10 protein-coding genes are annotated in these 13,445 nt (G+C 56.0%); 7 read left to right on the plus strand and 3 right to left on the minus strand.

Going from position 1 to position 13,445, the window contains the following annotated elements; all coding sequences use genetic code 11:
- Positions 1-81 precede the first annotated feature (81 nt).
- The 5 genes from CWM52_RS17115 to ttcA all read left to right on the plus strand — a co-directional run bounded on the left by CWM52_RS17115 (position 82) and on the right by ttcA (position 8,025).
- Positions 82-1,659 (plus strand): carbohydrate porin, encoded by a 1,578-nt coding sequence (locus tag CWM52_RS17115; RefSeq protein WP_100685189.1) that lies wholly within the window; start codon positions 82-84, stop codon positions 1,657-1,659.
- A gap of 265 nt (positions 1,660-1,924) precedes the next feature.
- Positions 1,925-5,452, plus strand: coding sequence for a pyruvate:ferredoxin (flavodoxin) oxidoreductase (gene nifJ, locus CWM52_RS17120; RefSeq protein WP_100685190.1), 3,528 nt, complete (start codon positions 1,925-1,927; stop codon positions 5,450-5,452).
- Between the two features lie 705 nt (positions 5,453-6,157).
- Positions 6,158-6,382 (plus strand): KTSC domain-containing protein, encoded by a 225-nt coding sequence (locus CWM52_RS17125; protein ID WP_100685191.1) that lies wholly within the window; start codon positions 6,158-6,160, stop codon positions 6,380-6,382.
- A gap of 66 nt (positions 6,383-6,448) precedes the next feature.
- Entirely contained in the window at positions 6,449-6,883 is a 435-nt protein-coding gene (gene uspF, locus CWM52_RS17130) for a universal stress protein UspF (protein ID WP_100685192.1), read from the plus strand.
- Positions 6,884-7,089: 206 nt separating this feature from the next.
- The gene (ttcA, locus tag CWM52_RS17135; RefSeq protein ID WP_100685193.1) at positions 7,090-8,025 is read left to right on the plus strand and encodes a tRNA 2-thiocytidine(32) synthetase TtcA; all 936 of its coding nucleotides are present in this window, start codon (positions 7,090-7,092) and stop codon (positions 8,023-8,025) included.
- Positions 8,026-8,068: 43 nt separating this feature from the next.
- On the opposite strand, the gene dbpA is transcribed toward ttcA, so the two are convergent.
- From dbpA to zntB, 3 genes are all read right to left on the minus strand, one after another.
- Positions 8,069-9,442 (minus strand): ATP-dependent RNA helicase DbpA, encoded by a 1,374-nt coding sequence (gene dbpA / locus CWM52_RS17140; RefSeq protein ID WP_100685216.1) that lies wholly within the window; start codon positions 9,440-9,442, stop codon positions 8,069-8,071.
- A gap of 14 nt (positions 9,443-9,456) precedes the next feature.
- Entirely contained in the window at positions 9,457-9,642 is a 186-nt protein-coding gene (locus CWM52_RS27025) for a hypothetical protein (RefSeq protein ID WP_100685194.1), read from the minus strand.
- Between the two features lie 279 nt (positions 9,643-9,921).
- Positions 9,922-10,905: a zinc transporter ZntB gene (gene zntB / locus CWM52_RS17150; protein WP_100685195.1), complete on the minus strand. Its 984-nt coding sequence runs from the start codon at positions 10,903-10,905 to the stop codon at positions 9,922-9,924.
- A 474-nt stretch (positions 10,906-11,379) separates the two neighbouring features.
- Between zntB and CWM52_RS17155 the strand changes: the two genes are divergently transcribed.
- A complete protein-coding gene (locus tag CWM52_RS17155) occupies positions 11,380-12,126 on the plus strand; it encodes a DeoR/GlpR family DNA-binding transcription regulator (RefSeq protein ID WP_100685217.1) in 747 nt (248 codons plus the stop codon).
- A 13-nt stretch (positions 12,127-12,139) separates the two neighbouring features.
- Positions 12,140-13,222, plus strand: a complete 1,083-nt coding sequence (locus CWM52_RS17160) for an oxidoreductase (RefSeq protein WP_100685196.1) — start codon at positions 12,140-12,142, stop codon at positions 13,220-13,222.
- Positions 13,223-13,445 lie beyond the last annotated feature (223 nt).

Here is a 13,445-nt window from a genome sequence, read left to right on the forward strand (position 1 = left end):
TAGCTCCACTTTTTAATGGCACCTTCCCCGTGCGCCAGGCGCCCTTGCGCCTTGAACACGGGGGATCCGTACAGGTTATTAATGATGAAAATTTATGCCCTTACCCTTTGCGCGCTGACGTTGCCACTCGCTGCACACAGCGCCGATATGACGCTGAAAGAAATCAGTGCCCGGCTGGAAAAACTAGAAACGGAATTAAAACTGTCGAAAATACAGTTACAGCACGCCGAACAGAAAATTGATAATGCAGAAAAAAGAGCGGCTGCCGCTGAGCATAATGCGATGCTAAGCCGCCAGCAGTTGCAGGCCGTTGAACAAGCAACGCCGGCGGATCGGGTATTAAGCAAAAACCCGACCGTCAATACGCCGCCGAATAGTGGCGATAATCACGAGATTAAAATCGGCGGCTATGCGCGCAGCGGCATTTTGACCGGGCGACAAGGAACCACCAGTACCATTGGCCCTTCGCTGACGCCGGCCGGCAGCACCGGCGGTAGCGTCGGGCGTCTGGGTAATGAATCGGATACCTATGTCACCGCCGACATTAACTATATACGTCAGTACGATAATAACGCCCGGCTGCGCTATTACATGAAAATCGCCGAATGGGATAAAACCTATAACACCGACAGCGCCTTTAACGGCCAGATGAATTTACGTCAGGCCTTTGCTGAAATGAGCGATCTCCCCTCGTTCACCGGCGCATTTACGCACGCCACCCTCTGGGCAGGAAAACGAGAAGACCGCGATAATTTTGATATTCACTGGCTGGACTCCGATATGATGAATTTGATCGGTACTGGCGCCGGTATTTATGATGTTAATTTCTGGGGGGATGTAAAAACCAATCTTTCGGTCTACGGACGTAATTTTAATGATATTGATAGCATGGAAAATGTTGAATATAACAACATGACCGGGGCTACCAATACCTATATCCAGAACTATACCTTCTCTGTCAATAACAAATCAGGCCCGTGGCAGTGGATGGTTAACGGTCTTTACTCCAAAGACAACGACAAGCGCATTAATGACGGACTGGCATCCGATAAAGCGGCATCGCAGGGTTTCAATACGATGCTGGCGTATCACGGCGACAGTTTTTACGGGTTACGTCCCGGCCTGTCTAAAACGGTGCTGCTCTATGGTCAGTCGCTCGGCGCGGAGGTCCGGGGGCCAGGGTCAGATGGCTACCTCATTAATAACGCCTGGACCCTTAAATTTGCCTCCTATGGCATCACCAGCCTGACCGACCGGCTGAGTCTGGCGCCGCTCATCGTTGCCCAAAGCAGCAACAACCGCTATCTGGATTCGGATCATTACGACTGGTTAACCCTGAACGCCCGCCTTATTCAGGAGATGAATCAAAACTTCGCGCTGCAGTATGAGGCCAGCTATCAGTATATGGATATCGACCCGAAAGGGTTTAACGGCAACCGGCCGGTCAGCGGCAGCTATTACAAACTGACCTTTGCTCCCACCTTCAAAATGCACAATGTGACTGACTTTTTTGAGCGCCCGGAAATTCGCTTTTTCGCCACCTGGATGAACTGGGACAAATCGCTGGATAACTACTCCACCAGCGATACCTTTGGCAGCGCAGGCTACCACAGCGGGGGGACCTTAGTTTTCGGCGCGCAGCTTGAAACCTGGTTTTAAGCCCATTCCAGCGCCGCCTTTAGCGTTTGCCAAAGGGGCGCTGTCGTCATAACGCCACCGCGGCTGCGGCTAAATAATCCGTGCAATATCATGGCGATTTATCCGCAGCCCGGCCCGCAACACCAGAAATCGTGGATCAATTTGTGCACTTGAAAGCCTCACAACTTCAAGGGTATAGATAATGCCCGTATACTAGCCGCTATAATTACAGGACCTGTAGCCGTTTGTCAGGTCTCTTCTTTTGCGCAATGTTAGGGTGTCTTTTATGATTACTATCGACGGTAATGGCGCGGCCGCTTCAGTCGCGTTTCGCACGAGCGAAGTTATCGCCATCTACCCGATTACGCCCAGTTCAACGATGGCGGAACAGGCGGATGCCTGGGCGGGTAACGGGCTGAAAAACGTGTGGGGCGATGTCCCTCGCGTTGTCGAAATGCAGTCGGAAGCCGGGGCGATTGGTGCCGTACACGGCGCGCTGCAGACCGGCGCGCTCTCAACCTCCTTTACTTCATCGCAGGGTTTGCTGCTGATGATCCCAACGCTGTACAAACTGGCCGGTCAGCTGATGCCGTTTGTTCTGCACGTTGCCGCCCGTACCGTCGCCACCCACGCGCTGTCGATATTCGGCGATCATTCCGACGTCATGGCCGTGCGCCAGACCGGTTGCGCCATGCTGTGCGCCAGCAACGTCCAGGAAGCTCAGGACTTTGCGCTGATTTCCCATATCGCCACGCTTAAGAGCCGGGTGCCGTTTATTCATTTCTTCGATGGTTTCCGCACTTCGCATGAAATCAATAAAATCGCCCCGCTGGCGGATGACACGATTCGCAGCCTGCTGCCTCAGGACGAGATTGACGCGCACCGTCTGCGCGCGCTGAACCCGGAACATCCGGTGATCCGCGGCACGTCGGCGAACCCGGATACTTATTTCCAGTCCCGCGAAGCCACAAACCCCTGGTACGACGCGGTCTATGATCACGTTGAAACGGCGATGAATGATTTCGCCACCGCGACCGGCCGCCAGTACAAACCGTTCGAGTTTTACGGCCATCCGCAGGCAGAACGGGTGATTGTGATTATGGGCTCGGCTATCGGCACCTGTGAAGAGGTGGTAGACGAACTGCTGAGCCGCGGCGAAAAAGTCGGCGTTCTCAAAGTTCGCCTCTATCGTCCCTTCTCGGCCGCCCATCTGCTGGAGGCGCTGCCGGAAAGCGCGCGCGCGATCGCCGTTCTCGACCGCACCAAAGAACCGGGCGCCCATGCCGAGCCGCTGTACCTGGATATCATGACCGCGCTGGCGGAAGCCTTTAACCGCGGCGAACGTGAAACCCTGCCCCGCACCATCGGCGGCCGCTACGGTCTTTCATCCAAAGAGTTCGGCCCGGAGTGCGTGCTGGCTATCTTCAATGAATTACGCGAAGCCCGACCCAAACCGCGGTTCACCGTCGGCATTTACGATGATGTGACCAATCTCTCCCTGCCGCTCGGGGAGAACACCCTGTCGTCAGAAGCCAAACTGGAGGCGCTGTTCTACGGCCTCGGCAGCGATGGCAGCGTATCGGCGACGAAAAACAATATCAAAATTATCGGCAACTCCACGCCGTGGTTCTCGCAGGGCTATTTTGTCTATGACTCGAAAAAAGCCGGCGGTTTGACCGTGTCGCATTTGCGGGTCAGCGAGAAACCGATTCGTTCCTCCTATTTGATCTCGCAGGCCGATTTCGTTGGCTGCCATCAGCTCCAGTTTATCGACAAATATCAAATGGTTGAGCGTTTAAAGCCCGGTGGGATCTTCTTGCTCAATACGCCTTACGGCGCCGATGAAGTGTGGTCGCGCCTGCCGCAGGAAGTACAGGCGACGCTGAATCAGAAAAAAGCGCGCTTTTATATCGTCAACGCCGCGAAGATTGCCCGGGAGTGTAGCCTCGGCGCGCGAATTAATACCGTCATGCAGATGGCATTCTTCCACTTAACGCAAATTCTGCCGGGCGACAGCGCGCTGGCCGAACTGCAGGGCGCCATTGCGAAAAGCTACGGCAGCAAAGGCCAGGATCTGGTTGAACGCAACTGGCAGGCGCTGGCGCTGGCGCGCGAATCGTTGGCCGCAGTGCCGTTGCGCCCGGTCGATGCCTCCAGCCCGAACCGCCCGCCGGTGGTCTCCGACGCCGCGCCGGACTTTGTCAAAACCGTCACCGCCGCCATGCTGGCCGGACTCGGCGACGCGCTGCCGGTCTCCGCTCTGCCGCCGGATGGCACCTGGCCGATGGGCACCACGCGCTGGGAAAAACGCAATATCGCCGAAGAGATCCCTGTCTGGAAAGAGGAGCTGTGTACCCAGTGCAACCACTGCGTCGCCGCCTGTCCGCACTCGGCGATTCGCGCCAAAGTTGTCCCTCCGCAAGCGATGGACGCAGCGCCGGCCAGCCTGCACTCCCTGGATGTCAAATCGCGCGATATGCGCGGGCAAAAATATGTGCTGCAGGTGGCGCCGGAAGATTGCACCGGCTGTAACCTGTGCGTAGAAGTGTGCCCGGCAAAAGACCGGCAGAACCCTGACATCAAGGCCATCAACATGATGTCGCGCCTTGAGCATGTGGAAGAGGAGAAAGTCAACTTCGACTTCTTCCTCAACCTGCCGGAGATCGACCGCAGCACTCTGGAGCGCATTGATATTCGCACCTCGCAGCTGATTAGCCCGCTGTTTGAATATTCCGGAGCCTGCTCCGGCTGCGGCGAAACGCCGTATATCAAACTGCTGACCCAGCTGTACGGCGATCGGATGCTGATCGCTAACGCCACCGGCTGCTCGTCCATTTACGGCGGCAATCTGCCCTCTACCCCGTACACCACCGACGCCAACGGCCGCGGCCCGGCGTGGGCGAACTCGCTGTTCGAAGACAACGCCGAATTTGGCCTCGGCTTCCGTTTAACCGTCGACCAGCACCGCCAGCGCGTGATGCGCCTGCTGTCAACGTTTGCCGACAAGCTGCCGCCCGCATTGAACGACGCGCTGCATGCCGACGCCACGCCGGAGGCGCGCCGTGAACAGGTAGCCGAGCTGCGTAAAGTTCTGGCTAATGAAGAAGGCGCGAAGGAGCTCTTAACCGATGCCGATGCGCTGGTTGAGAAATCCATCTGGCTTATCGGCGGCGATGGCTGGGCCTATGACATTGGCTTCGGCGGTCTCGACCACGTCCTGAGCCTGACAGAAAACGTCAACATTCTGGTCCTCGATACGCAGTGTTACTCCAACACCGGCGGCCAGGCGTCGAAGGCGACCCCGCTCGGCGCGGTCACCAAGTTTGGCGAGCACGGCAAGCGCAAAGCGCGTAAGGACCTCGGCGTCAGCATGATGATGTACGGGCATGTTTACGTGGCGCAAATTTCGCTGGGCGCACAGTTGAATCAGACGGTGAAAGCGATTCAGGAAGCGGAGGCCTATACTGGCCCGTCGCTGATTATCGCCTACAGCCCGTGTGAAGAGCACGGTTACGATCTGGCGCTCAGTCACGATCAGATGCGTCAGCTGACCGCCACCGGCTTCTGGCCGCTGTACCGCTTCGACCCTCGTCGCGCGGATGAAGGCAAACTGCCGCTGGCGCTGGACTCTCGCCCGCCATCGGACGCGCTGGCCGAAACGCTGCTTAACGAGCAACGTTTCCGGCGCCTCAATGCCCAGCAGCCTGAAGTCGCGGAGCAGCTGTGGAAAGATGCGGCGGAGGATTTGCAAAAACGCTATGACTTCCTGGCCCGGATGGCTGGCAAAGCGGAGAAACCAGCAACCGAGAGTTAACCCGCTCCTTTAAGCGTAGCCATAAAAAAAGCCCGAATATTCATTCGGGCTTGTCATTTCTATCGTCAAAAAAATATCATGCGTGAATATAATATGTGACGATCATAATAAAAGCTGACAATAATAAAAGGCATCTAACGCGCGCAGAATACACCCTTCATGTCACGATGTATAATTTTTATTTGTCATGCTTCGGCTTGATATATTCATAGAAACTATAACTTTGACGGAACGACTTTATCACTCACATTAAAAAAGCCAATTTAAACCATATTTATCAACATCTTAACCCTAATCATGAGTGAAGAGATTTGTTATTATCCCGTCATTGGCTACACTCCCCGAACATTAATCCGGCCAGCGAAATAACAATCCATCGACAACTTTCCCAGCGCGTTATAAATAAAATCCCGATCGGGTCCGCTGACGATGAAAGCCGTGTTAAATATCTCAACATGATGACGCTTTATTCATCCACGCAGAATATGCCCCCCGCTGTCGGCTCGAAAGCCGGTTTCCAGGGCCAGAAGGACAACGTTTATCTCAGTCACGGCGCCCCTGAGCACCGCTGGTGCGGACTTAGCCGCGCGGACAGGCGGGAGCCGGCAACATCAATCAAATCAAAACAATATACCTGGCGTATTAAAACCGTTACCCGATAAATGATATATTGCCACTAAAGCTTTGTCGTAAAGGACGCCTGCCATGCAACATCAACCTGTAAAATCATCCCGAATCGCCTCCGTCGCCTATGACGAAGCCTCTGGCCTCCTCGAAATCCGCTTTCACGGCGATATCACGCTGCGTTATGAGAAGGTGCCGGAGCGCATCTATCGCCATTTTTTGCAGGTGGTGTCCAAAGGGCGTTTTTATGATGGCGTCATCAAAGGGAAATTTACCGAACACCGGGTGACTAACGCGAAAATGTGACCCGTCAAGGTACATCGCACCGCAAAATGACGTACCCTTTAAGAGGTTACTTAAACAGGAGGTTTTATGGCCAGAATCATTCTTGTACCTATTGATATTTCTGATAAGGAATTAACGCAGCGTGTTGTCAGTCACGTTGAGGCAGAAGCGCGCATTGATGATGCCGAAGTACACTTTCTGACCGTGATTCCATCCCTTCCCTATTACGCCTCGCTGGGGATGGCCTATACCACCGAACTACCGCCGATGGACGAGTTTAAAGCAGAATCGGCAACGCGCCTGAAAGAGATTGCCGCCCAGTTCGCCATTCCTGAAGACCGGGTGCATTTCCATGTTAAGGAAGGTTCGCCGAAGGATAACATTCTGGAACTGGCGAAAACGCTGCCGGCTGAGCTGGTGATTATCGCCTCTCACCGCCCGGATATTACGACCTATCTGCTCGGCTCCAACGCCGCGGCCGTGGTTCGTCATGCCGACTGCTCCGTACTGGTTGTGCGTTAATCCCCTTCAGCCCGCCGCTATGGCGGGCTTTTTATCTCAATCTCTGTCGGGCTAAACTACCTGAAATGTGCTGACATCCCCACCGCGAATCCGTACCATACACGCCACAGACTGAGACTCATCAAGGTCCAACGTCATTAATTGCGATTATCCGCCGTGCCGCGAGCAGCGTGCGTGTGCCACACTATGAATTGAGCTATTATTAAATGCTGCAAAATCAAGAAATTAGCAAAAAAGAAAAGTACAACCTCGATAAATTGCAAAAGCGCCTGCGCCGTAACGTCGGCGAAGCCATTGCCGATTTCAACATGATCGAAGACGGCGACCGGATTATGGTTTGCCTGTCCGGCGGTAAAGATAGCTACACCATGCTGGAAATCCTGCGCAGCCTGCAGAAAAGCGCGCCGATTTCATTCTCAGTGGTCGCGGTCAACCTCGATCAGAAACAGCCGGGCTTCCCCGCGCACATTCTGCCGGAATATCTGGAGCAGCTGGGCGTCGAGTATAAAATTGTCGAAGAAAACACCTACGGGATCGTCAAAGAGAAAATTCCTGAAGGCAAAACCACCTGCTCGCTCTGTTCGCGCCTGCGTCGCGGGATCCTGTACCGTACCGCGAGTGAACTGGGCGCGACTAAGATTGCCCTCGGCCATCACCGCGACGATATTTTGCAGACGCTGTTCCTGAACATGTTCTACGGCGGCAAAATGAAAGGTATGCCGCCGAAGCTGATGAGCGATGACGGTAAACACATCGTGATTCGCCCGCTGGCATACTGCCGCGAAAAAGACATTGAGCGTTTTTCGCAGGCGAAAGGCTTCCCGATCATTCCGTGCAACCTGTGCGGCTCGCAGCCTAACCTGCAGCGCCAGGTCATTGCCGATATGTTGCGCGACTGGGATAAACGCTATCCTGGCCGTATCGAGACCATGTTCAGCGCCATGCAGAACGTGGTGCCGTCTCATCTGAGCGACACTAACCTGTTTGACTTTAAAGGGATTAACCACAATTCCGCCGTGGTTGACGGCGGCGATCTGGCCTTTGACCGGGAAGAGATCCCGCTGCAGCCTGCCGGCTGGCAGCCGGAAGACGATGCCGCGCCGCTGGATGAACTGCGTCTGAACGTGGTGGAAGTGAAGTAATCTCACGCGTCTCAGAGTCGCCTCTGAGACGCCTTGTCATCGCTTATTTCAGCAGGCGGACGCGGCAGTTTTTGCCTTTAATCTTGCCGTTTTGCAACTGCTTATAGGCTTTCTGCGCGACGCCCTGGCGAATCGCTACATAAACATGCGCAGGATGGACGTTAATCTTGCCGATATCGGCGCCGTCAAAGCCCATATCACCGGTCAATGCGCCAAGCACATCGCCAGCGCGCATTTTCGCTTTCTTCCCGCCATCGATACACAGCGTCGCCATCTCAGCGTCAAGCGGTTTGATGGTGCCGTTGGTCGGCGCGTTCACCCAGTTCAGCTTCAGCTGCAGCATTTCGGCCAGGATATTGGCGCGCTGCGCCTCTTCCGGCGCGCAGAGGCTGATAGCCAGACCGCTCTCACCGGCGCGGGCGGTACGGCCGATACGGTGCACATGAACCTCCGGATCCCAGGCCAGCTCGTAGTTAACCACCAGCTCCAGCGATTTAATATCGAGGCCGCGCGCGGCAACGTCGGTGGCGACCAGCACGCGAGAGCTGCCGTTGGCAAAGCGCACCAGCGTCTGATCGCGATCGCGTTGTTCAAGATCGCCGTGCAGCGACAGTGCGCTCTGCCCTGCGGCATTCAGCGAATCGCAAACCGCCTGGCAATCCTTTTTGGTGTTGCAAAACACCACGCAGGAGGCCGGCTGATGCTGACTGAGCAGCGTTTGCAGCAGCGGGATTTTTCCGCGCTGGGAGGTTTCGAAAAACTGCTGCTCGATTGCCGGCAGCGCGTCGACGGAATCGGTCTCAATGGTTAACGGATGGTTCTGCACCCGTCCGCTAATCGCCGCGATCGCTTCCGGCCAGGTGGCGGAAAACAGCAGCGTCTGGCGTTCAGCCGGGGCAAAGCGGATCACCTCATCGATGGCCTCGCTGAAGCCCATATCCAGCATCCGGTCAGCTTCATCCATCACCAGCGTCTGCAGCGCATCCAGCGACACGGTGCCTTTTTGCAGGTGATCCAGTAAACGACCTGGGGTGGCGACGATGATATGCGGCGCATGCTGCAGCGAATCGCGCTGCGCGCCGAAAGGCTGGCCTCCGCAGAGGGTCAAAATTTTGATATTCGGTAAAAAGCGCGCCAGACGACGCAGCTCACCCGCGACCTGATCGGCCAGCTCGCGGGTCGGGCACAGTACCAGAGATTGTGTCTGGAACAGGGTCGCATCGACGTGTTGAAGCAGCCCCAGACCAAATGCCGCTGTTTTACCGCTACCGGTTTTGGCCTGCACGCGCACATCTTTACCCGCCAGAATCGCGGGCAAGGCGGCGGCCTGCACAGGGGTCATCGTGAGATAACCCAGCTCATTGAGATTGGCGAGCTGGGCTGCGGGTAAAACGTTCAGTCTTGAAAAAGCGGTCACAATTTTTTCTCGAATTAACAGGCACACAAAGGGCAGGCGCGTATCCTCGCAGATCTGCGCCTGCGATGCGACAATTTAATCGGCTCATCATCGGGCGGCGGATCGGGTAACGGATGCGGCCGCGGTCGGGGATCGGGCACCGGTATGGGATCGTTAGGTTCTGGCGGAACAGGGATCGATGTCAGGGGCTGATAGCGCATATTGGCTCTCCCGGTAGTCAGCGGGTACACCCATTAAGCGTAGAAGCTGCTAACCAGAGAGCAAAAAAAAGCCGACTTAATCAAGTCGGCGTCGTACGAATCAATTGTGCTATGCAGTAATTCAAAAAAGGAAGTAAGACAATATGGAGCGCAACGCCCATCGCTTGACGTTGCATTCACCTGCGAGAGAGATATTGCCCCGAATGGGTAGACGGTTTATTGATTTCGCTCAAACATTCCCGGGTTTTCGCGCTACGGGCGGCAATGAAAAACGATTATTTACAACCATTTACTACGATGCAACCACCATGTAACACCGCCAATGAGAACGACTAACATTATGCAGAAAATAGAAAAGCCTAGATGCCACGCATTGCCGGGGATCCCGCCGAGGTTAACGCCAAACAGACCGGTCAAAAAGGTGCTGGGCAGAAACACCATCGCCATCAGCGACATCGTATAGGTACGCCGCGACAGCGCCTCCTGCATAATCTGGGCAATCTCATCGCTCATAATCGCCGTTCGGGAAATACAGCTGTCAATCTCATCCAGGCCGCGCCCCAGTCGGTCGGCGATATCCTGCATTCTGCGGCGGTGGTCGTCATTCATCCACGGCAGGCGTTCGCTGGCAAGACGGGAGTAAACATCGCGCTGCGGTGACATATAGCGGCGCATCACAATCAGCTGTTTACGCAGCAGAGCCAGAAACCCCCGCGGTGGCACCTGCTGATCCAGCAGGTTATCTTCGAGGTCGATAATCCGGTCATGCAGCTGCTCGATAAATTCGCTGGCGTGGTCGGTCAGCGCATCGCAAATATCCACCAGCCAACCGCCGCAGTCCACCGGACCGGTGCCCTCACGCAGATCGCCGAGCACATCATCCAGCGCCAGCACCCGACGCTGGCGGGTGGAGACGATTAAGCGCTCGTCCATATACAGACGCATCGCCACCAGCTGGTCCGGCCGCTCATCGGTACTGCCGTTGATGCAGCGCAGGGTAATCAACGTCCCGTCGCCCACCCGGGTGACCCGAGGACGGGTACTTTCCCCGGCCAACGCATCACGGACGCTGTTGGGTAACAGCGGCGTCGATGCCAGCCATTCGGCGCTGTCGGCGTGGGTATAGTTCAGATGCAGCCAACAGGGGTGATCCTTATCAATAGCATCACTGTCAGTCAGCGGCTTGACTCCGCCCTGCCCGTCGAATTGCCAGGCAAAAACCGCATCCGGCACGTTCAATTCCGATCCCTTAATGGCGTCCACCGGACCTCCGTCAGTCAGTACTTATTTTTGCTAGTCTAGCCTGACGCATCGGTTAATCAAGGGGGAAAGTCAGCAGGGCGCTGAATTTACTAATGAAAAGCGGGGGTAAAAATGGGAAAAAAGAACCCGCCGACGGCGGGTGATGAGTGCGTTTCACAAGAGTATGTCCGGCCCGCTGAATGAACCAGCGCCAGAATGAATGGCGGCAGGATGGCAGGCCAGCTGGCGCCGCTCATTTTTTCTCTTCTGCGTACCGACGCGCGTTGTCGTGCAAATGTGTACACATGTTTTATCTCCTTGATTGTTATGCGCAGGGATAAGCGTAGACCGCTGTTGCCGTTTTGCAAGCCGCCCCTGACAACGTTTCGGGCCGCGCCTGCGCTGCGCTCCTCGACGCGGTGCAAGGAAGATTTCTTTTCCTGCGAAATGCTGTATTATGCGAGTTATTGCAGCATTTTGCAGGATTTCATCACCATGCATAAAACCGCCAGACAAAAGTACCTGGTTGAACTTATTAGTGAAAATGGGCAAGTCAGCATCAGCGAACTGGTAGAAAAGCTGCAGGTTTCCGCAGACACCCTGCGTCGCGATCTGGCCGATCTTGAAAAGCAGGGGCTGGCGCAGAAGAACCACGGCGGCGCAATCGCGCTCGATATTTCCGCGATGAACCGTCAGGGCAGAAACGCCCTGCTGCCGCAGACTAAACAGCGTTTAGGCCGTATGGTCGCCAGCAAAATACCCGCCGGTTCGACCCTCTTTTTAGATGCCGGCAGTACCGTTCTGGCCGTCGCTAGCCAGATTCAAGGCCCGATGACGGTCATCACCCCGTCATTAGATATTGCCGCGCATTTCAGCACCCGCCCGGATATCCAGCTGATCGTGCTGGGGGGAACATGGGATGCGCGGCAGCGACTGTTTGCCGGCAGCGCCACTCTGGCCTTGCTGGCGCGCTATCGCGCCGATATCGCTATCCTCGGCGCTTGCGCCATCCATGCGCAACTCGGTTTAAGCGCCAGCCAGGAGGCCGATGCTGAAATTAAACGCGCGATGCTGGCGGCAAGCACCGGGCACTGGCTGGTGGCCGATCATCTGAAGTTGAACCACTGCGAGCCGCATCTGGTGGCCGAATTGACAGACATACATCAGTTATTTTTAGACAAGCCCTGGGAAGAACTCGGGGATACTGGCGCGCTGCAGGTCAACATTGCTGACGCTCAATAACGTGGAGAGGGTAATGAATAAAGTCATCGCAGGTGAAGGTAAAAACATGAATATTGCGCTGATCGGCTATGGCTTCGTCGGCAAAACGTTTCACGCCCCGCTGATTCAGTCAGTGGAAGGTCTCACGCTGGCGGTCGTGGCGTCCGGCGACGAAGAGAAGGTGAAGCGCGACCTGCCGGATGTCACCGTCATCGGCTCGCCAGAACAGGCCGTTCAACACCCGGATATTGACCTCGTGGTGATCGCCTCCCCTAATGCCACCCATGCCCCGTTAGCCAAGCTGGCGCTGAATGCCGGGAAACATGTGGTAGTGGATAAGCCGTTTACCCTGGATATGCAGGAAGCGCGCGAGCTGATTGCGCTGGCGCAAGAGAAACAGCGGCTGCTTTCGGTCTTCCACAACCGTCGCTGGGACAGCGATTTCCTCGGCATTAAACAAGTTATCGAACAAGGGCTTATCGGCAACGTTAAGCACTTTGAGTCGCATTTTGACCGCTTCCGCCCGGAAGTTCGCGTGCGCTGGAGAGAACAAAATGTCCCCGGCAGCGGCTTATGGTTCGATTTGGGGCCGCACCTGATCGATCAGGCTTTACAGCTGTTCGGCCTGCCGCAGTCGGTACAGGGCAATATCGCCACCCTGCGCCAGGGCGCGGAGATTAATGACTGGGCGCATGTGGTCTTAAACTACGCGCAGCATAAGGTGATTTTGCACTGCAGCATGCTGGTGGCCGGCGGCGTATCGCGCTTTACCGTCCACGGAGACCGGGGCAGCGTCGTGAAATCGCGAGCCGACCAGCAGGAAAGCCAGCTGCTGGCCGGGGTGGTTCCGGGCAGCGAAAGCTGGGGACATGATGACGACAATCTGGTGGTGTTTGATGCCAGCTCGCAGCCGCGCGAAATCCCCACCCCACAGGGCGACCAGCGCCAGTACTATATTAATGTGCGCGATGCGCTAACCGGCAAGATAGAGAATCCGGTCCAGCCGCTACAGGCGCTGGCGGTAATGGCGGTCTTAGAAGCAGCGGTACGATCGGCGGAATCGGGTACGGTGCAGAGCGTTGCCCTGACCGCAGATGAGCTGGCGGCGTTGCAATAACTCGCGTTCCCCCATGACCGGCGCTTTTCCACCGGTCATGGGCCGCCGGACGGGGCGGCTCGCGGCATTTGCCGGGCCAGCCTGCTCACACTCTGGCGCATTGTGGCGCTGATTGCCCGCCGTTCAACGGCGTCGAGGCCAGGCGGGATGCACTAGCCCGCAGCCGGGTATGGTTTCGGGTAAATTCTTATCCCTTTTCTCCTACGAACGGCACCCTCTGCAG

This window comes from Raoultella sp. T31 (assembly GCF_002806725.1).
In the GTDB taxonomy this organism is placed as follows: domain Bacteria; phylum Pseudomonadota; class Gammaproteobacteria; order Enterobacterales; family Enterobacteriaceae; genus Klebsiella; species Klebsiella electrica.